Source organism: Pseudidiomarina gelatinasegens, from assembly GCF_004025325.1.
Lineage (GTDB): Bacteria > Pseudomonadota > Gammaproteobacteria > Enterobacterales > Alteromonadaceae > Pseudidiomarina > Pseudidiomarina gelatinasegens.
Map to the genome: position 1 here is coordinate 37,663 of NZ_RSFE01000003.1, position 20,162 is coordinate 57,824.

The 20,162-nt window shown below is 47.4% G+C and carries 15 protein-coding genes; 5 read left to right on the forward strand and 10 right to left on the reverse strand.

Going from position 1 to position 20,162, the window contains the following annotated elements; all coding sequences use genetic code 11:
* Position 1: 1 nt before the first annotated feature.
* From acnD to EGC76_RS04470, 4 genes are all read right to left on the reverse strand, one after another.
* Entirely contained in the window at positions 2-2,599 is a 2,598-nt protein-coding gene (gene acnD, locus EGC76_RS04455; protein WP_128351808.1) for a Fe/S-dependent 2-methylisocitrate dehydratase AcnD, read from the reverse strand.
* A 57-nt stretch (positions 2,600-2,656) separates the two neighbouring features.
* Positions 2,657-3,781: a bifunctional 2-methylcitrate synthase/citrate synthase gene (gene prpC, locus EGC76_RS04460; protein ID WP_128351809.1), complete on the reverse strand. Its 1,125-nt coding sequence runs from the start codon at positions 3,779-3,781 to the stop codon at positions 2,657-2,659.
* A 133-nt stretch (positions 3,782-3,914) separates the two neighbouring features.
* Positions 3,915-4,793 (reverse strand): methylisocitrate lyase, encoded by an 879-nt coding sequence (gene prpB, locus EGC76_RS04465; RefSeq protein ID WP_128351810.1) that lies wholly within the window; start codon positions 4,791-4,793, stop codon positions 3,915-3,917.
* A 1-nt stretch (position 4,794) separates the two neighbouring features.
* Positions 4,795-5,484 carry a GntR family transcriptional regulator gene (locus EGC76_RS04470; RefSeq protein ID WP_128351811.1) on the reverse strand — a complete coding sequence of 230 codons (690 nt, stop codon included), beginning with the start codon at positions 5,482-5,484 and terminating at the stop codon, positions 4,795-4,797.
* A gap of 147 nt (positions 5,485-5,631) precedes the next feature.
* On the opposite strand from EGC76_RS04470, the gene EGC76_RS04475 reads away from it, so the two are divergent.
* Positions 5,632-7,764: a putative bifunctional diguanylate cyclase/phosphodiesterase gene (locus EGC76_RS04475; protein ID WP_128351812.1), complete on the forward strand. Its 2,133-nt coding sequence runs from the start codon at positions 5,632-5,634 to the stop codon at positions 7,762-7,764.
* Here the strand turns inward: EGC76_RS04475 and EGC76_RS04480 are convergent.
* Together EGC76_RS04480 and EGC76_RS04485 are read right to left on the reverse strand one after the other, a co-directional pair.
* Entirely contained in the window at positions 7,757-8,077 is a 321-nt protein-coding gene (locus tag EGC76_RS04480; RefSeq protein ID WP_128351813.1) for a hypothetical protein, read from the reverse strand. The genes EGC76_RS04475 and EGC76_RS04480 overlap by 8 nt on opposite strands.
* 201 nt (positions 8,078-8,278) lie before the next feature.
* Entirely contained in the window at positions 8,279-9,166 is an 888-nt protein-coding gene (locus EGC76_RS04485) for a mechanosensitive ion channel domain-containing protein (RefSeq protein ID WP_128351814.1), read from the reverse strand.
* 128 nt (positions 9,167-9,294) lie between these two features.
* Here EGC76_RS04485 and EGC76_RS04490 point away from each other — a divergent pair, with 128 nt between their 5' ends.
* From EGC76_RS04490 to EGC76_RS04500, 3 genes are all read left to right on the forward strand, one after another.
* Positions 9,295-9,879: a YceI family protein gene (locus EGC76_RS04490; RefSeq protein ID WP_128351815.1), complete on the forward strand. Its 585-nt coding sequence runs from the start codon at positions 9,295-9,297 to the stop codon at positions 9,877-9,879.
* Positions 9,879-10,328 carry a GNAT family N-acetyltransferase gene (locus EGC76_RS04495; protein ID WP_128351816.1) on the forward strand — a complete coding sequence of 150 codons (450 nt, stop codon included), beginning with the start codon at positions 9,879-9,881 and terminating at the stop codon, positions 10,326-10,328. Before EGC76_RS04490 ends, EGC76_RS04495 begins: the two co-directional genes overlap by 1 nt.
* A 109-nt stretch (positions 10,329-10,437) precedes the next feature.
* Complete coding sequence (locus tag EGC76_RS04500; RefSeq protein WP_164876791.1) at positions 10,438-13,554, forward strand: putative bifunctional diguanylate cyclase/phosphodiesterase; 3,117 nt, start codon at positions 10,438-10,440, stop codon at positions 13,552-13,554.
* Positions 13,555-13,567: 13 nt separating this feature from the next.
* On the opposite strand, the gene EGC76_RS04505 is transcribed toward EGC76_RS04500, so the two are convergent.
* Complete coding sequence (locus EGC76_RS04505; RefSeq protein WP_128351818.1) at positions 13,568-15,604, reverse strand: BCCT family transporter; 2,037 nt, start codon at positions 15,602-15,604, stop codon at positions 13,568-13,570.
* A 113-nt stretch (positions 15,605-15,717) separates the two neighbouring features.
* Here EGC76_RS04505 and EGC76_RS04510 point away from each other — a divergent pair, with 113 nt between their 5' ends.
* Complete coding sequence (locus tag EGC76_RS04510; RefSeq protein ID WP_128351819.1) at positions 15,718-17,079, forward strand: SLC13 family permease; 1,362 nt, start codon at positions 15,718-15,720, stop codon at positions 17,077-17,079.
* Between the two features lie 6 nt (positions 17,080-17,085).
* On the opposite strand, the gene EGC76_RS04515 is transcribed toward EGC76_RS04510, so the two are convergent.
* From EGC76_RS04515 to EGC76_RS04525, 3 genes are read right to left on the reverse strand one after another with little or no spacing between them, the layout of a single operon-like run.
* The gene (locus EGC76_RS04515; RefSeq protein ID WP_128351820.1) at positions 17,086-18,450 is read right to left on the reverse strand and encodes an MBL fold metallo-hydrolase RNA specificity domain-containing protein; all 1,365 of its coding nucleotides are present in this window, start codon (positions 18,448-18,450) and stop codon (positions 17,086-17,088) included.
* Positions 18,451-18,474: 24 nt separating this feature from the next.
* Positions 18,475-19,941, reverse strand: coding sequence for a phospholipase D family protein (locus EGC76_RS04520; RefSeq protein WP_128351821.1), 1,467 nt, complete (start codon positions 19,939-19,941; stop codon positions 18,475-18,477).
* The gene (locus EGC76_RS04525) at positions 19,938-20,162 is read right to left on the reverse strand and encodes a hypothetical protein (RefSeq protein ID WP_128351822.1); all 225 of its coding nucleotides are present in this window, start codon (positions 20,160-20,162) and stop codon (positions 19,938-19,940) included. Before EGC76_RS04525 ends, EGC76_RS04520 begins: the two co-directional genes overlap by 4 nt.

Sequence of the window (20,162 nt, forward strand, 5' to 3'; positions counted from 1 at the left end):
ACTAACTAACCTCACCGGCTAAGAAGTCTTGTGCAAAACGCTGCAAGACGCCGCCGGCCGTGTAAATCGACATTTCTTCAGCGGTATCCAAACGGCATTTCACCGGCACTTTGACAGTTTCACCATCGGCACGATTGATGACCAAGGTCATCTTCGCACCCGGCTGGATATCACCTTCAACATCGTAGGTTTCGCTGCCATCAATGTTTAGCGTTTTACGCGTTGTACCCGCTTCAAATTCCAGCGGTAACACGCCCATACCAATTAAGTTGGTACGGTGAATGCGCTCGAAACCTTCGGCGACGATACACTCAACACCAGCAAGGCGAACACCTTTCGCTGCCCAGTCGCGCGATGAACCTTGACCATAATCCGCTCCGGCAATAATGATCAGTGGCTGCTTACGTTCCATATAGGTTTCAATCGCTTCCCACATGCGCATGGTTTTGCCTTCTGGCTCAACTCGCGCTAGCGAGCCTTGAATCACTTCACCATGTTCGTCACGCACCATTTCGTTAAATATTTTCGGGTTGGCAAAGGTGGCGCGTTGCGCGGTTAAGTGGTCACCACGGTGAGTTGCATAAGAATTGAAGTCTTCTTCCGGCAAACCCATTTTGTGTAAATACTCACCGGCTGCGCTATCTAACATAATGGCATTCGATGGCGACAAGTGGTCAGTCGTGATGTTATCACCAAGCACGGCTAACGGGCGTAACCCCTTCAGGCTATTAGCCGATGCAAATGAACCTTCCCAATACGGAGGTCGACGAATGTAGGTGCTTTGTGGGCGCCATTCATACAGCGGGTTGTTCTTCTCGCCATAGTCCACGCTCAGATCAAACATTGGGTCGTAAACCGTACGGTATTGCTCTGGTTTCACCGCTGTTTTCACAATCGCATCGATTTCTTCATCACTTGGCCAGATATCTTTTAACGTCACTGGGTTGCCATTTTTGTCTAAACCAAGCACATCTTTTTCAATATCAAAGCGAATCGAACCTGCTATCGCATAAGCGACAACTAACGGTGGTGACGCTAAGAATGCTTGTTTGGCGTGTGGATGAATACGGCCATCGAAGTTACGGTTACCCGAAAGTACTGCTGTGGCGTATAAATCGCGTTTAATAATTTCATCTTTAATTTTCGGGTCTAACGCGCCGCTCATGCCGTTACAGGTAGTACAGGCAAAGCCAACAACACCAAAACCTAAGGTTTCTAATTCAGGCAATAGCTTGGCATCTTCCAGATACATTTTTACCGTTTTAGAACCCGGCGCCAGTGAGGTTTTCACCCATGGCTTGCGGGTCAAACCTAGCTTGTTCGCGTTGCGGGCAATCAGGCCTGCGGCAATCATGTTGCGCGGGTTACTGGTATTGGTGCAGCTGGTAATTGCAGCAATGATTACCGCGCCGTCCGGCATGGTGCCATCGGTAGGTTTATCATAATCAGCGGCAATACCACGTGAGCTAAGCTCCGAAGCTGGTAATAACGCATGCGGGTTTGATGGGCCGGCGAGGTTGCGTTCAACCTTCGACAAATCAAACGTCAGTACGCGTTCGTATTTTGCCTCAGTCATGCTGTCAGCCCACAAACCTGTGTGCTTCGCATACTTCTCAACCAGTTCAACCTGCTTGTCATCACGACCAGTCAGTTTCAAATAATCAATGGTTTGCTGGTCAATGTAGAACATGGCAGCTGTTGCGCCATATTCCGGCGTCATGTTCGAGATGGTTGCTCTATCGCCCACTGACAACGCATCAGCGCCAGCACCATAAAATTCTAGATAAGCACCAACAACGCGCTCTTTACGCAAGAAGTGGGTAATAGCGAGCACTAAATCGGTACTTGTAATGCCCGGCTTCAGTTTGCCAGTCAATTCAACACCAATGATGTCCGGTAAGCGCATGTATGAAGCGCGCCCTAACATGACGCTTTCAGCTTCTAAACCGCCTACGCCCACTGATATAACGCCCAAGGCGTCAACCATTGGCGTGTGGCTATCAGTACCAACACAGGTATCTGGGAATGCTACGTTGTCACGTATCTGCACCACCGGCGACATTTTTTCCAAATTAATTTGGTGCATAATGCCGTTACCTGGAGGAATTACATCCACGTTCTTAAAGGCTGTTTTGGTCCAATTAATAAAGTGAAACCGGTCGTCATTGCGACGGTCTTCTATTTCGCGGTTTTTTTCGAACGCATCTTTGTCAAAACCAGCATGTTCAACGGCTAGCGAGTGATCAACGATCAACTGCGTTGGCACCACTGGATTTACTTTGGCAGGGTCACCGCCTTTGTCCGCAATGGCGTCACGCAAACCGGCTAAGTCAACTAAAGCGGTTTGGCCTAAGATGTCATGGCATACCACACGAGCTGGATACCACGGAAAATCAAGGTCACTTCGGCGCTCAATAATTTGCGTGAGGCTAGCAGTTAAATCTTCAGGGTTACAGCGACGTACAAGCTGCTCTGCTAGAACTTTTGATGTGTATGGCAGGCCGTCATAAGCACCTGGTTTAATGGCTTCTACCGCGGCACGCGTATCAAAATACTCAAGTGTGGTGCCCGGGAGCTGTTTACGAAATTCAGAATTCATAACTGTCCCCTTCTGTTCATTAACAAAGAGGCACCGAAGTGCCCCTTTTTCATCTGCTTAACGGTCTTCTAAAGCAGGTACAGGACGCGGTTCTGGGCCTGTATAATCCGCGCTTGGGCGAATAATACGATTATTCGCACGTTGCTCTTTAACGTGTGCTGTCCAACCGCTAACACGTGACATCACGAAAATTGGGGTAAACAATTTCGTCGGAATGCCCATGTAGTGATACGCCGATGCATGGAAGAAATCCGCATTCGGGAATAACTTCTTCTCGCGCCACATAACTTCTTCACAGCGCACAGAAACGTCATACAAACGGCTGTCACCAAATTCTTTACCAAGTTTTTCAGACCATGCTTTGATAATGTCATTGCGTGGATCAAATTCACGATACACAGCATGACCAAAGCCCATGATTTTTTCTTTACGCTCAAGCATGCCCATTAATGTCTGCTCAGCATCGTCGGCGTCTTTCATATTCTCAATCAATTCCATGGCCGCTTCATTGGCGCCGCCATGCAATGGCCCACGCAACGAGCCAATTGCACCGGTTACACATGAGAAAATGTCTGACAACGTTGATGCACAAACACGTGCAGTAAAGGTCGACGCATTGAACTCGTGCTCTGCGTACAAAATCAGTGATGTATTCATCACGTCAGTGTGTAGCTTAGACGGTGCTTTATCATGCAACAAATGCAAGAAGTGAGCGCCAATTGAATCATCATCAGTTTGCGTTTCGATGCGCTTACCGTCATGACTAAAGCGGTACCAGTACAACAAGATACTTGGGAATGCAGCAAGCATGCGCTCAATTTTCGCATCCGCTTGGCTAAAGTCTTCTTCTGGCTCAAGGTTACCTAAGAACGAACAGCCAGTACGCATAACATCCATTGGGTGTGCGTCAGCCGGAATACGCTCTAAAACGTCTTTTAATTCTTGTGGTAAACCACGTTGTTGCTTCAGACGTGCTTTAAATTGCGCTAACTGATCTTTGGTTGGCAATTCGCCTTGCGCTAATAGGTATGCAACTTCTTCAAAGCTTACTTTGTCGGCTAACTCTTTGATGTCATACCCTGAATAGGTTAAGCCCGAACCGCTTTTACCTACTGTACATAATGCTGTTTCGCCAGCTACTTGCCCGCGTAAACCCGCGCCTGTTAATTTCTTATCCGACATATTAACTCCTAGTCATTAAAACCCGTGTTTCGTGCGCTTCGCCTTTCGTCCGCGATGCTGTTAGTACGCTGCGCTATTCGAACAGTGCGAAGCACGCACGAACAGCGTAGCGAACGAATAACGAAAAACGCTCTTATTTTTTAAACAATTGATCAAGCTTATCTTCAAATGCGTGGTAATTCAGAAAATCGTACAACTCCGCACGCGTTTGCATACTATCGACCACATCTTTTTGATGCCCTTGCGTTAGAATGCTTTCATAAACATTGAGTGCTGCTTTATTCATGGCACGGAACGCGCTCAGCGGATACAGCACCAATTCAATGCCGACGTCCGCCAGCTCATCCTTGCTAAATAGTGGCGTGGCACCAAACTCAGTAATGTTGGCAAGTACCGGCACATTCAAGGCATCGGTAAATGCTTTATAGTCTTCCAGGGTATGCACAGCTTCAGCGAAAATTGCATCAGCACCGGCTTCAACACAAGCTTGAGCGCGTGCAATTGCAGCTTCCAAACCTTCCTGTTGAAATGCATCGGTACGCGCCATGATAAAAAACTTATCATCAATACGAGCATCAACTGCAGCTTTAACACGGTCAACCATTTCTACTTGAGAAACAATTTCTTTGTTCGGGCGATGGCCGCAACGTTTTTGAGCGACTTGATCTTCAATATGAAAACCTGCAGCGCCAGCACGGGTCATTTCTTTAACAGTGCGCGCAATATTAAAAGCTCCACCCCACCCCGTATCCGCATCAACCAACAAAGGTACATCGGTAGCAGCGGTGATGCGACGAATGTCTTCACAAACGTCGTTCAAAGAGGTCATGCCTAAGTCAGGCAGGCCATACGATGCGTTGGCAACGCCAGCGCCTGATAAGTATAGCGCTTGGTGACCCACGCGCTCAGCCATCATCGCCGTGTAGGCATTAATTGTACCCACTATTTGCAGAGGCTTGTTGTCGGCAATGGCCTGGCGAAACTTTGCGCCAGCACTATGAATCTGTGTCATGTTACTTCCCCAATTGTTGCAGTTTTAATTCAATATTGCCGCGCGACGCAGCAATGTGACGGCGCATCAACAGATCCGCCAATTCACCATCGCGGCTCGCAATGGCATTAATAATTGCTTTGTGTTCATCAAATGCCCGCGATACCCGTGGCCCGTTCATACCCAGTTGCACCCGATACATGCGCACTAAAAAGTACAGCTCGTCGCACAACATATTAATCAGATAAGGATTTTTGCTACCCAAGATGATGCGATAATGGAAATCTAAATCACCGGCTTCTTGATAATAACTCTCACCTTCACGCACGCGTTGTGACGCTAAATGCTGGTCCAACAATTCTTGCAACTGATTAACTTCATGCTCATCCATGTTTTCGGCCGCTAACCGACAAGCTAATCCCTCCAGTTCCTCACGGATCTGGTATAATGCTTTTAAACCGTCAGCGGACAGGGTTACAACGCGAGCGCCAGCGTTCGGAATACGCTCAATTAAGTGACAGCGCTCTAGGCGCGCCATAGCTTCACGCAATGGCGCTCGGCTTACGTCAAATTTTCGCGCAAGTTCAGGCTCACTGATTTTACTGCCTGCTGCAATCTCGCCTTCAACAATGGCGCGTTGCATTTCAAGCAGTAAGCGGTCGGACGATGTTACCGGCGAGCGCCACAACGGGCTCTGAAGTGTTTCTGTCATAATTGTCGACATGTTTAAATGATAAGTCGCATTTTACGAGGAATAAAAGCAAATTCCAAGCGCCTTATCGAATTTATTGTCGACAATCAATAAATGAACCACTTGACATCATCCTACGTAATATAAAAAAACATCTCTAAGGCACGTATGACCGAGTTGCTTAAAACATTTCTCGATTTTGGCCAGGCAAATCAAAGCTTGGTAACAGGCGAACATAATCTCCCATTAGTGCTGCTTTCGTACTTCGTTGCTTTACTGGGCGTTTATACGTCGTTACTGACGCTCACACGAGCAAGCTCCTATCGCCAACCGAAATTTCGAAGAATTTGGATATTTGTAAGTGCATGCATAGCTGGCATTACAGTCTGGAGTATGCACTTTATTGGTATGATTGCCTTTCAGATTCCTGTGGCTATGAAACATCATGTTGGCATTACACTAGTTTCTGTGCTGCCTGCTATTTTTGCAAATTGGTATGCCTTGGCCACTCAGGTCAAAGTGGATGCCCCCTATCAGGCTGGCTTAATCAAGACAATTTTCGCAGGCTTAGTTTTAGGCCTCGGCATTGGCGCCATGCATTATATTGGCATGGCCGCTATGCAATTTAATGGCGTGCTGTTATACGATGTGCGCTGGTTTATGAAGTCAATTGTTGTCGCGTTATTGCTTGGCACCATCGCCATGCTCACCTATCGTGCTATGGCGCAGTGGGCACAACGCACAGAGCTTGAGCGACTGTTCAGCAGACTATTTCCTGCCGCTGTTATCGCACTTGCTATTAGTGCTATGCATTATACCGCGATGTTTGCGGCTCGCTTTTATGCCACCCTCAACACTAACGGTGTCCATCAGCATGATGAATGGCTAGCCTACACCATTGGTTTTGCGGCCATGCTGGCGGCAGTCGCGGCTGTGATTGGAACCCAAGTAGATAAGCGCATATACACGCAGGCTAAATCGCAAAAGGCCGCCAACAAAATAATCCATAATCTGGCAACCCAAGACAATTTAACCGGCTTAGCAAACCGGCAAATGTTGCTCGACCGATTGCAGCAACTTACCGGTTACCATTTCGCGTTGGCCATTTTTGATCTCGATAAGTTTAAAGCACTCAATAATACTTATGGCGCTAGCTATGGCGATTTGATGCTACAACAAGTCGCAAAACGCCTGCGTGACATATTAACCACCGAAGCCAGCTCATCAAGTTTCGCTTCGCGCCTTGGCGGCAATGAATTTGCCGTCATTTTGCCGTGTCCGCATGAAACTGATGTGGCGGCCTCAGAAAATACAGTTTTGCGATTGATAAAAGATATCCAGAAGCAGTTGGAACAATCTTATCAGTTAGGTCACTTTACCCATCTTTCGACAGTTTCAGTTGGAATCACCCGATTTAGTGCGGGCTCTGATGCCGACACAGTTTTAGGCCAAGCTAGCCTAGCCTTGGCCCACGCAAAAAACGATCACCATCACAGTGGTATTGAAATTTTCCGCACTAAATTTGCTGAGCAGGCCACACAACGCATAAACTTAGAACACGATCTTCGGCCGGCTATCGAGAAACAAGAACTGCAACTTTACGTGCAAGCTCAAGTGAATAACGACGATCAGGTGGTAGGTGCTGAAGCCCTGCTGCGGTGGCAACACCCCAAGCATGGATTCATTTCGCCAGCGGAATTTATTCCGTTAGCCGAAGAAACTGGCTTAATTATTCCGTTGGGGCATTTAATCATTGAACAAGCCTGCGAAATATTAAATAACTGGCAACAGCAACCAGAAACTCAGCAGCTTACCCTGGCGGTGAATGTTAGCGGACGCCAATTTCAACAACCCGACTTTGTTCAGGGGCTGCTCGCACAAATCAAGTACCACGGTATTCAACCACAGTTACTGAAGTTGGAAGTCACAGAGAGTGTCATGGTGCACGATGTTGATTTAGTTGCGGATAAAATGAATGAACTGCAAAAAATTGGGGTGCATTTCGCGATTGATGATTTCGGTACCGGTTACTCGTCAATGGCTTACTTGGCGGAACTTCCATTCGAAACGTTAAAAATTGACTTGAGTTTCATTCGTGAAATGCTCACCCAACCGTCTATGGCTTCGATCGTGCGCGCGATGATTCAATTGGCGCATAGTCTTGATTTGAAGATTATCGCTGAAGGTGTCGAAACTCAGGCGCAACGTGACTATTTGGCTGCACATGGCTGCGACCTTTATCAGGGCTACTTATTTGGACGCCCTGCACCCGCCAGCGACTTTCTTAAGAGTCTCAGTTAGTGCCGTACACGCTCACATGAAGCTGATTTTGGCCGTCATACTGCACATTAAATCCAATCGTTGATTTTTCCTTGTTTGCGAATATGTCCGTGGTAATCACCGTTGCAGCACAGAGCACCTCACCAGTTACATAATTGGTTCGCAACGTACTGATATGTTCGATGTGAATCGCTTTATTTGCCACTGTACCGGCTCCTACGGCCTGCATCAGCGCCGAGCGGGCCTGGATCGTTTCACAGGCAGGGTGTATGTCACCACAGCCGGCAAGCAAGATACTGTTAGCGCACGCAAATACAACAACTGAACGATGCAATAGAACCTCCGTGACACCCGCAGTTCAATAAAAAGAGGAGTCCCTTCCTGACCACCTTTCCCTGACTTATCTATCGGGAGATAGATAATCTTTTATTAACATTTACTTATGATTATTGACTTTAAGCAAGAATAAGACGCTTCTTGCCAAAACGCAATATAACATTCGCTAGCGCAGGTAAATTTACGTCGTCAGGTTGGGTCAGTTATCTGGATTTTGTTGTTCCAATTCTTTTATCGCAGTGCTGGTGAAATCATTATTCAAAAACACATCATTAAGAATAGTTTGTTCCATGAAACTGCGGGTACCTGATTTTGTGGGGAAGCGCACAATTAAGTGAATTTCACCGGCGGCCGGCACCGAGATGGTCACGCGAGGATCAGCCGATGGCACATCAATACCGCGATGATCACTCATACGTTGCATGTACCGCCGAGCTTGCTCAACATAATCGGAACAGTGCCGATTGGCGGCTTCTAGGAGGGCTTGTTGCGCTGCATGCCAGTTGTCTTCACGCTTAAACGGCACGGTAAATACATGCAGCACAAAGTCATGCGTATAACTTTCGTTGGTCACCGGCTCGGAAACAAATAGCGAATTGGGTATTGAGATCATCCGTCCGGTGCGCTGATGCGAATGTTTGCCCGGCCCTACTTCCAATATTGTGGTTGTTAGTAGATTTTGATCGATAACATCGCCACGGAAGTCTTTAATTTGTATTCGGTCACCAATACTGAATGCGCTACCGCTTGATTTAACAAGGCTGCCGGTTAAACACATGATGAGTTCTTTCGTGGCAACGACGAATGCCACCGCAATGGCAACAATTCCGAGTGCTAATGTGCGCAGTTCTTCTGCCCAGATGAGCATGAGGCCAACCACCATCAGCAACAACAGTGCATTACGCGTGTGGACAAACCAACGCCGACGCAAGTCAGTTGAACGGACACTTTTACGAATAAATTTAGCAAGAATTGCACGCGCGATAACAATCGCGGCAATCAAGATCAGAGTCGAGATAACGGGCCGCAACAATTGCTCCGAAAATTGAAACTCGCTGAACAAATTCGTGAGTGAATCCGTATACATAGTTATATTTGTTCCCTATTCAATGCGTGGTTAGTCATCATACATCAGATTACGAATTATGGTGCCAGCTGCTCGAGTAAATTTGATGTATATGCTATCTTTTATAGCCCAACAAGAGGAGTAACAGTATGTCTCTAAGAAATATTTTGGTGAGCAGTTTTATTTCAGCTGGTCTTTTCATGAGTGTCGCACATGCTGACACTTGGCAGCTCGACAGTGACAACTCGGAACTCAGTTTTGTTTCAGTTAAAAATGACCATGTTGCTGAAGTGCATCGTTTTACAGAACTTCAAGGTGAGTGGCAAAACAATACCGTCACCATCGAAATTCCAGTCGTTAGTCTAGACACACAAATTCCTATTCGTAACGAACGCATGCTTGAGCACTTATTTAATTCCAATGAGTACCCTATTGTAAGTGCTAAAGCGACACTTGAAGACACCGTGTTACTCGACATGCCTGTGGGTGGAACTTTGCCATTATCAGCCGATATGATGGTTTACATTGCTGGCGATTCTGACACGGTAAGCGCGCACATGCAGGTAACGCGCCTTAGCGAAAATCGCTTTCTGGCAACCACAACACAGCCAATTATTATCGACACCAAAGCATTCGGCTTAGTTAGCGGTATTGACAAGCTACGTGAAATTGCAGGTTTAGCGCGGATTGATTATAGCGTTCCGGTTACCTTTAGTGTGCAGTTTAGCCGTTAATGCAAACCGATTTGACGATTCGGCAGGCACGCGCGGCTGACGTGCCCCAGCTGGAAGCTCTTGAGCGCAATACATACGCGCTTGAGGGCTACCCGAGTGCGCTATTTTATCAAGCAATCGCGCAGTGGCCCGAGTTCACTATTGTTGCAACCAAGTCGAATCGGGTATTGGGGTATTTGTTGGCCGCACCTGGCACCAATAGTGAACTTTGGATCATGTCATTATTGATTGACTCAATGGCCCGCGGTCAAGGCATCGGCGCTGTGTTAGTCAAGCATCTGATAAACCACATCAGTCAATCGCCGAGTAAGTTTAAGCACCTAAAGCTAAGCGTTTCACCAACCAACCTAGCAGCCATAGCGCTGTATCAAAAAATGGGGTTTTCTACACAGAATCAAATCGATGACTTTTTGGGCCCTGGCGAACCAAGATTGATCATGCGTTACTAAGTATGTTGACCTTGTAAATACATCTCCCCTATAGTGACCCGACAGACGTTCATAAAAGTTTAATAGGGCACTATCTCAATTGTCGAAGGTTCGAATTAATCCACTCGTTGTGTCAGCAACGCTTTTTACTGCACTAGTCGCTACCCTAACGATTGGTGTTCTAGGCTTGTTGATGAATGCCGTGGTTGAACCGCAAAGTTTATTCGACCAAATGTTATCCAACAATTCGTCCCTTATCTGTATTGCCATAAGCTTTGCTATTGCTGGGCTCTTGTTTAAAAAACGGGTGCTACAATTTATCGGTAGTGGCGTTATTATTGCGGCAGCGTTACACAGTTTGTTGGTTGCTACGAATCTTTACAAAATACTCTTCATGCCTTGGCTAGCCGAGCTTGACGCAGCTATTTATCCCGCCATGATCGTATTATTTATCGTTCTTGGCATTATGCTCGCATTAAATCCACAACACCCTATCCAACGCATTTGGTTACGCGTTACAGCGGCACTTGTGACCTTATCGGCGCTTGCCATGCTGGCTGTGCATACCAGCTCGAACGGCTTCATGTGGTTGGGTCCCCACCCTGATATAACCAGCGTTGCCGCGGTACTCATTCTCATTCTGGGGGTTGGCTACAGCTTACTTGCCCAGCAAGATAATCCGGTAGCGGTACTGCCAAGTAAACAAGCGATGATCATTGGCTTTGTCGCAGTCTTTCTTACCAGTTCAGTCTGGTACTTGATGGGTTATTCAAGCCTTAAAAACATTCAAGCTCAAGCGGAAGTTGAAGTAACACGGCTCGCTTCGGCGCGTGCAACTATGGCCATGGTCAATGTTCAATTAATGGAACGGATGACAGAACGCTGGGAAGTCGCCGCAGAAAATGACTTCGATTTTGATCGCCGAGCAGACGTGCGAGCGTACCTACGCGATATTCCGCATTTACTCAGCCTCTCTGCTCTGGATGGCAATAAAGGTACGATTTGGCAGGAGCACCGTGCTGACAGCAAAATGCCGAGTTTACAGGTGTTGGCTGACCCCGAAGTGCAGCAATGGCTTGAGCAACATCATATCGACACCAACTTTATTATTCCGGAATTGCATTTTGTACACAGCGATCTATCCGCTGTAGCATTGATGATTCTCCCGATTGCTGACGTGGTAGATGACGTTCGCTACCTAATCGCAGTGTTCGACTTAGACACGATGCTAAATCCCGCAACACGGCTAACCAACGATCAAATCAAAGTTTATACCCGGTTATCGCAGCATGCCGAACGCAGTTTCGACATCAATAAGCCGCCACATGAAAATGAATTAATTCTAGCGAGCAGTGAACTGCAAATATCCCATGGGCCACGGTTAGAATTAACCGCAACGTTATATGATTTTTCGGAGCTATCCTGGGCCGCCAACATGCGTACGGCGATTGTTGCGTTAGGGCTATTATTTAGTTTGGCTTTCGTGCTGATGTTTGAGCAAAATAAAGCATTACGCCATCACAGTCAGCGCATTGCGCTCAGTCAGCGTAAAATTCGCAAACAGCGTCAAGAGCTGTCGATTAACGAGCAACGCTATAGAAGTTTGTTTAGCCACCATCCAGATCCGGTATTTTCGCTCGATTGTGAAGGTCGATTTACGCACGTCAATGATGCTTTCTGTGAGCAGTTAGAGGTAACTCGAGAAGACGTTCTAAACATGCACTTCAATGCATTTTTAAGCGATGACCAGTTTGCCCGCGTGCAACCTATTTTTGAGCAAGTTATCACTGAATTAAGCAGTCAACGTTACGATGCGATTGTCACCACGCATACATCTCACACACTAAAAGTGTTTAATATCACCAATTTACCGATCGTTATTGGTGGTGAAGTTATCGGTACCTTTGGCATCGGCAAAGACATTACTCAAGTGCAGCAGCAAGCCGAACAATTAGCATATCAAGCAAGCCATGACGGTTTAACAGGTCTGTATAATCGCGCAGCATTTGAGCGCGAACTCAGTACTATGCTTGCTCAACAACGGCAATTAAAGGACGACAACCTGCTGGCGGTTCTATTTGTTGATTTGGATGGGTTTAAGCCGGTTAACGACAGTTTAGGGTTAAAGGTTGGCGACGAGATTTTGCAGCACGTTGCTGCAAGGCTTCAGGCCTGCATCAAGGCACCAAACTTCTTGGCGCGCTTTAGCGGCGATGAGTTTGTCATAGCGGTCACCCATTTAACCAGCCAAGAGCAGGTGGAAGGCTTTATACAACAAGTTATGGCGTCTATTGATGAGCCCTATGCGGTTGGTGAACATAAGATTTATTTAACCGCCAGTATTGGTGTGACGTTATCTAAACGAACAGTCAAAAATGCCCTGTCATTGATTCAGCAAGCTGATATTGCAATGTCTCAAGCTAAGCAGCAAGGTCGCAACCATTATCAGTTTTACACTGAGCAGCGTAAATCTATGTCGCAATCGGACATATTATTGCGCAGCCAACTGCAGCAAGCCATCGATGCCGAAAGCCTCAAATTGTATTACCAGCCCATCGTTGATTTATCCAATGATAAAATCGTTGCAGTTGAAGCACTTATGCGTTGGACATTGGAAGATGGTACAGCTATTTCACCGGTTGAGTTTATTCCTTTAGCCGAGGCAACCGGACAAATCATTCCAGCGGGTCGCTGGGCGTTGAAACAAGCTTGTAAAGATATTCACGAATTGCATGATTTAGGCATAGAACGTGTCGCCGTAAACTTATCAGCGTTGCAATTTCACCGTGCTAACTTTTTTGAACAAGTTGAATCTATTTTAGCTGAAAGCCGCACCAGCACCGATATGATTGAACTCGAGTTAACCGAAAGTATCTTGATGGAGAATACCTCGAACGCCATCACCGTGCTGGAACGGATGCGTGAAATCGGTATTAGTGTATCCATTGATGACTTTGGTACGGGTTTCTCTGGGCTGAGTTACTTAAAAACCTTGCCGGTAAGTAAATTAAAAATAGACCGCGCTTTTATCAAGGAGCTGTCAGATTCTTCAAGTGATCGTGCAATAACTCAAGGTATTATTAATATGGCTCGCCAGGTTGGCTTGAAAGTTGTCGCTGAAGGGGTCGAAACACGTGAGCAGCTTGCTCTTTTGAAAGACTTCGGCTGTGGCTTCGGACAAGGCTTTTACTTCGCCCGTCCGATGCCACTTACCGATTTAATCCAGTTCTTAAAATCTCGCCTTTAGTTCAAGCGCTGCTTTAACTCGACGGTTTTAAATCCTCGTCATGTTGTTCAAGATCCCACGGTAAGCTCCCTGGTGATATGTGCATGAACTGCAAGTAGTTTTCAAACTGGTTAATTACATCGTTGATAATGTCATTCGGTTCATAACCGTACAGATCATAAGCTTGACCGCCCTGGCGCAAGAAAACTTCCGCACGATAATATTCCGCATCTGATTTGTCGCGTTTATCATTTATCGCAAACTGCGGGCGCTGATAGGCGCGCATGCGAACTTCATAGCTGAACTCAACTTCATCTTGACGACGAATAGTAAGTACAGCACGAACATGGTCAGGCTCATAATCTGCTATCGCGTCCCATTTATTCCCGCCCAGCTCTTTCGACACGTCGTTTAAACAGTCCATAACGGTGTGTTCAATGAAGTCGCGAACCTCTTTTTGACGCGGAAAATCAACCACGCCCGCCAAACGTTTTTTCCAATACGAAGGCCCTGCGTGAACACCGCGCCGATGCGTACGCATCGCGGTTTTTAAGCTGGCATATTGGTGCCCTTCAATGACCAAAGCGCGCCACATACCAAATGCGGCAATCAAAATTATCACCGCGAACGGCAATGCACTCGCTATTGAAGCGGTCTGTAAGGCTCCTAAACCACCGGCCAGTAACAGAACGCCAGCGACCACACCCTCTGCCGTAGCCCAAAACACACGCTGCCACACGGGTGTTTCTGCAACGCCGCCAGAGGCCAACGAGTCAATCACCAATGAGCCTGAATCTGACGAGGTTACAAAGAAGGTCACAATCAGGATAACCGTTGCAATGGAAAGGAGGTTGGTCCATGGCAGACGCTCGTACAACTTAAATAAAGCAATGGCTTCATCATTTTGAACTTCACTGATTAACGCGGTATAGCCTTCATTCATGATCAGGCTCAATGCTGTATCACCAAACACGCTAAACCAAAAGAATGTAAACATAGTGGGTACAAACATGACGCCAAATACGAACTGGCGAATGGTGCGTCCACGGCTTATTTTGGCGATAAACAGACCAACAAACGGTGCCCAAGCAATCGTCCAACCGAAGATGAATAGGGTCCAGTTACCAATCCAGTCACTGCGTGAATACGCCTGTAAGTTAAACGTACGCTCAACAATGTTATTCAGATACGAGCCGGTATTTTGAAGAAAGGTTTCAAGTATATGAACCGTTGGGCCCGCGAAGAACACGAAGAACAGCAGCAACAACACCAACGTCATGTTTACATAGGACAATCGCTTGATACCCTTATCCAAACCCGCGACTACAGACATGATGGCAAATACCGTAATCACGGCAATGGCAATAATCTGAACCGTGCTGCTGATGGGTATTTCTGGCCACAAATAATGCAAGCCGGCGTTAATCTGGATAACTGACAGCCCAAGCGTTGTGGCGATACCAAACATGGTGCCCAAAATAGCAAAGGTATCTACCGCATGCCCAGCTGGCCCATGTATTTTCTCACCAATAAGCGGATACAAGGTTGAACGCATCGACAAGGGCAAGCCATGACGGAATGAGAAATATGCCAGCACTAAACCAACCAAGCCGTAAATAGCCCAAATATGGAAGCCCCAATGGAAATAAGCAATCTGCATGGCTTGTTTCGCTGAATCGACCGTTTCGGCAGCACCAACCGGTGGGCTAGCATAATGCAGTACAGGCTCGGCAACCCCAAAAAATAGCAGCGCGATACCGTAGCCCGCAGAAAATAACATCGCAAACCAAGCGGGGAAACTGTATTCAGGTTCGGCATGATCAGGCCCCAGCTTTATTCGCCCCCATTTCGATACCGCAACAACGACAATAAAAACGAGGAAAATTGCAACGGCCAACATATAAAACCAACCAAAGTCTTTGGTTATCCATGCTAAGACCTGACTGAATAGCTCCCCAGCTAGCTCAGGATTGCTTAAAGTACCAATAACAAGTAGCGCAATAACCGCCACGGCCGGGAAGAAAACCGGTGCCAATATGGCGGAGTTCCATTTCGCTTTTTCGCTCGACATGCTTGCTCGCTCCTTTATAAATTGTTATTTAACCCTATGCGTTAAGAGGAAAAATTTCAAATTAGCGGCAACTCTGGTAGCCTATTTTTAAATTAATCGGAGCAACTAACCCCATGTTTCACCGTATCGCAGGCCCAGCTGCCGCTGTTTTTGTTTATTTCCTCACGCATTCTATTTTTGCAATGCCCGCTGCAGCTGCATGGACATTAGCGACAACTGTTTGGGTTGCATGGTGGTGGATTTCTGAAACCATCGCCCTACCTGCTACCTCACTATTGCCCTTCGTATTGTTACCTTTAGGCGGTATTTCCAGTGTGAACGAAGTGTCCGGTGCCCTCGGCAACCCGATAATCTTGCTGTTTATGGCCGCCTTCATGTTGGCGAAAGCCGTTGAAATGAGCGGCGTTCACAAACGTATTGCGTTGGGTTTAGTGCGAAAACTTGGTAACAGTAGCGCTAGGCGCATGGTTTTCGCCTTTATGATTGCTACTGCTTTTTTGTCAATGTGGATCTCAAATACCGCTGCGGTTTTAGCCTTACTACCCGTCGCGCTAGCCTTGGCCGACGCCAGTTCTGATCAAAAATTCCAACGCGCACTCCTGCTCGGGCTCGCTTATTCGGCTTCGGTTGGCGGTATTGCCACATTAATCGGCACGCCGCCTAATTTAATCTTCGCTTCGGTGTATGAAAGTTATACCGGCGTAAGCTTTGGTTTTACCCGCTGGATGCAAGTGGGGCTGCCGTTAGTAGTGGTAGGTATTCCATTAATGGCATGGTGGTTAACCCGTGGCCTTAAAACCCAAGGAATGCTCGAAATAGCCGAAAGCGGCCCCATACGCAGCGCTGAAAAACGTGTATTGATGGTTTTTGGTACGGTGATTGTGCTGTGGATGACCCGCACCGCACCATTTGGCGGTTGGTCTGGTGGCTTAGGTTTAGGTGATATGGGCGACGCCACAGTTGCTTTTATGGGCGTGCTGGCGTTGTTTGTGTGGCATGATCGTGAAGGAACACCACTGCTTGAGTGGCGTGATGCGGTAAATATTCCATGGGGCATTCTGTTACTGTTTGCTGGCGGCATTGCACTTGCACAAGGCTTTGTTAGTAGCGGTTTAAGCAACATTATCGGCGACGCGCTGGTTGGGCTTGGCGGCTTGCCAACGTGGCTGTTGGTATTCTGCCTGGCTATCTCAGTAAGCCTGTTAACTGAAGTGACCTCGAACACGGCAACAGCAACCTTGCTGATGCCTGTTCTAGCCGCTGCTGCCGGAGCGCTTGAGTTGCCACCGGAAATGCTGATGATACCAGCAGCTATTGCCTGTAGCTGTGCTTTCTGTCTACCGGTAGCAACACCACCTAACTCAATCGTCTTTGCAGCTGAGCGCATTACCATCAAAACCATGGTGCGTGAGGGCATGATGCTCAACCTGCTCATGGCAGTGGTTACCACCGTGATTGTTATGCTGTTTGTTTAACGTCGTTTACACGTTATCTAAATGCAACACGCCCATGTAGGCCGCAATATTTACGTCATACGAGGTGGTTTGCTTTAAATAGTCCGACATCGCCTCTAGCGCATCAGGTTCGCCATGCACCAAATGCACTTGAAGGTCTGGTGGTAGCTTAGAACTCGCTAACCAATCGCCAATTTCTTTGTAGTCGGCATGCCCGGAAAGACCGTCTAATCGACGGATGCGGGCTTTGACAGGTAACCATTCACCATGCACTTTAATATGCTCCACACCCTGCTCCATTTTCGCACCGCGCGTACCGCCAGCCTGATGCCCGGAAAATAATACTGTGGCCCGATGGTCACCCAGCCAGTGTTTAAAGTGGTGTAAAATACGCCCGCCTGTGGCCATGCCGCTACCAGCGATAATAATGTGCGGCCCAGTTTGCTTGGCAATTGCTTTTGAATCTTCAACATGCGAGGTATAGATAACGGCCTTTTCAGCGGCCTGACATTGGGCATCTGAAAGCCGATGAAACTCATGATAGTCACCATAAATGTCCGAGGCTTTTATCGCCATAGGGCTATCAAGGAAAATTGGCATTCGCGGTACTTTGCGTTCTGCCATTAATGTCACCAGCATATGCTGCAACAATTGAGCACGCCCAACCGCAAAACTCGGTATCAGCAATACGCCCCCCCCTGCGGCGGTTTCATTCACCACATCAGCTAATTGTTCCCACGGGTCGTCTTCAACGTGACGACGATCACCATAGGTAGACTCCAGCAAGAGCACGTCAACCGCCGGCAATGGCGCCGGTGGCTTCATCAATATGTCATGGGGCCGACCAATGTCACCACTAAAACCAATACGTTTGCCTTTGTGTTCAGCAATAACACTGGCAGCTCCTAAAATATGGCCAACCGGATTAAGATAGAAGGTAATATCACCGATGGTGAATTGCTTATTGAAATCAACAGGTTGAATCAATTTTAACGCCGCTACAGCAGTAGCTTCATCATACAAAGCTTCCGGATTCTCATGTCGGCTGAGTTTATGCCGGTAGTAAAATTTCGCGTCTTCTTCCTGAATTCTTCCGCTGTCCGGCCACAGTAACCCGCACAGCCTGGCCGTTGCATGATGGGTAAACACAGGGCCACGGTACCCATGGCGATACAACACTGGAATAAACCCTGAATGATCAAGGTGAGCATGGGTTAAAACAACAGCGTCAACATCCTGTATGCCCATAGGCAAGGGCTGCCAGTTTCGGCGCCGCAACCACTTGTAGCCCTGGAATAAACCACAATCGATCAAAACACGCGTGGTGTCAGTTTCAAGCAAGTATTTTGATCCTGTTACGGTTTCACTGCCGCCTAAAAAGGTAAGATGCATGAACAGCTCCTTGTGCTTTGTCCATTAAAGCAGCCAATCGATGGGGAGTAACGCTAACGTACGCATACTTAAGCGTCGCCACCACGATACGCCAGGTTCCGTGTTATATCGGGTAATTCTTGGCCCTAATCGTTCTTCCCAGTATAGCTTGTCATTCTCATCAAGCTGCACGCGATACGCATAATTTGGGATGGTGTGTTCAAAGGCATGATCAATTTGCTTAGCCAGCGCCTCGTTATGAATAACGAAGCCCAGCTCTGTATTTAGCTTTAACGACCGCGGGTCGAAATTAAATGAGCCGAAAAATACGCGTTCTTTATCCACACTGAAGGTTTTGGCGTGCAAGCTTGACGCCGCCCCACCAAATCGTTCTTTACCTTTTAAACGCTGTCGCCGCAACTTTCGTTCTTGTTTACGCGCCAACGGCGAAACCTTTTGTACTTCATAGAGCTCAATACCTGCTTTTAGCAGTGTTTTCCGCCATTTCGCATAACCTGCATGCACAACAGCCACATCAGTTGCTTCCAGCGCGTTGGTAAGAATCGTGATTGCAACACCACGCTGAGCCATTGCGCACAAGTGCGAAACACCAGCCTGAGTTGGTACAAAATAAGGCGAAACAAGCCGCACGCAACGTTGAGGGTCACCGATAACTTGCTGCAGCTGGTAGCCAAGCAACTGATTCTCTTGCGCAAGCCCCAAGGTTTTATTGGGGTTGTCGGTAACCAGCTGCACATCGGCCCAGACAAATTTGATTTGTTGATTTAGGAAGTTTTGTACAAAAGGCAATTTACGCACGGCATCAAAGTAACGCTGGGCATGCGGATCGGATTCTAGCTCTGTGGCTCTGTATTCAAGCGTTGCAAGACTTTGCGGCTTTGACAGCGTAAATAATTCCGACAAGGGCGTTGCTGACACACTATTCCAATAGTTTTCAAATTCTGTATTCGCATCGTCAACTACCGGGCCAATCATCAACGCGTCAAGATCTGCAAAAATCGTATCGTCGTGGGCGCCAAAATACTCGTCGCCAATATTTCGCCCACCGCTAATCAACATCTGCTTATCGGCAATGAATACTTTATTGTGCATGCGTTTATTGATGCGCGTGAAGTCAGCAAGGTAATTTATAAACCGAGGCCAACGAAGTCGTAGCGGGTTATACAGCCGAACGTCAATGTTAGGGTGGCTTTGCAGCCCTATGAGCGCAGCATCGAGGCCCGCAGTATTGTGGTCATCCAGTAGCAACCGCACTTGAACGCCCCGCTCCGCCGCTTCATGTAGCGCCTCAAACAGCAAGGTACCGGTACGATCATTGCGCCAAATATAGTATTGAATATCTAGACTGAATTGCACATGGCGCGCCATCACCACGCGGGCCGCAAAAGCTTCGCGAGCGTTGATTAATGGCAGCACACCACTTTGCTGCGGATGCTGCGCTAACAGTGGAGCGATGACATCAGAAAAGTGACCTTCTGGCACCTCGGTCATGAGTTATCGGTATCTTCCTTGTTGCTATCGTTTTGTTCCGGTTCTTTGTCTTCGGGACTCAATGCGCCAACACACAGCCGACAATCCCCGGTATCTGCAACTGAGCTTTCAACATAGCGTAGCTTATGCCGTGACCGACCGCGATTGGCGGACACCTGATACACCCGCTGACGTTCTTCTTCAGGCGTTAACTTCGTATCTTTATCATCGGCGTTGCTCAT

What these genes read in the sequence shown, in the direction of transcription:
- acnD (WP_128351808.1), bottom strand. Translation starts at nt 2,599, where the DNA reads ATGAATTCTGAATTTCGTAAACAGCTCCCGGGCACCACACTTGAGTAT.
- prpC (WP_128351809.1), bottom strand. Translation starts at nt 3,781, where the DNA reads ATGTCGGATAAGAAATTAACAGGCGCGGGTTTACGCGGGCAAGTAGCT.
- prpB (WP_128351810.1), bottom strand. Translation starts at nt 4,793, where the DNA reads ATGACACAGATTCATAGTGCTGGCGCAAAGTTTCGCCAGGCCATTGCC.
- EGC76_RS04470 (WP_128351811.1), bottom strand. Translation starts at nt 5,484, where the DNA reads ATGACAGAAACACTTCAGAGCCCGTTGTGGCGCTCGCCGGTAACATCG.
- EGC76_RS04475 (WP_128351812.1), top strand. Translation starts at nt 5,632, where the DNA reads ATGACCGAGTTGCTTAAAACATTTCTCGATTTTGGCCAGGCAAATCAA.
- EGC76_RS04485 (WP_128351814.1), bottom strand. Translation starts at nt 9,166, where the DNA reads ATGTATACGGATTCACTCACGAATTTGTTCAGCGAGTTTCAATTTTCG.
- EGC76_RS04490 (WP_128351815.1), top strand. Translation starts at nt 9,295, where the DNA reads ATGTCTCTAAGAAATATTTTGGTGAGCAGTTTTATTTCAGCTGGTCTT.
- EGC76_RS04495 (WP_128351816.1), top strand. Translation starts at nt 9,879, where the DNA reads ATGCAAACCGATTTGACGATTCGGCAGGCACGCGCGGCTGACGTGCCC.
- EGC76_RS04505 (WP_128351818.1), bottom strand. Translation starts at nt 15,604, where the DNA reads ATGTCGAGCGAAAAAGCGAAATGGAACTCCGCCATATTGGCACCGGTT.
- EGC76_RS04510 (WP_128351819.1), top strand. Translation starts at nt 15,718, where the DNA reads ATGTTTCACCGTATCGCAGGCCCAGCTGCCGCTGTTTTTGTTTATTTC.
- EGC76_RS04515 (WP_128351820.1), bottom strand. Translation starts at nt 18,450, where the DNA reads ATGCATCTTACCTTTTTAGGCGGCAGTGAAACCGTAACAGGATCAAAA.
- EGC76_RS04520 (WP_128351821.1), bottom strand. Translation starts at nt 19,941, where the DNA reads ATGACCGAGGTGCCAGAAGGTCACTTTTCTGATGTCATCGCTCCACTG.
- EGC76_RS04525 (WP_128351822.1), bottom strand. Translation starts at nt 20,162, where the DNA reads ATGAGCAACGCCGATGATAAAGATACGAAGTTAACGCCTGAAGAAGAA.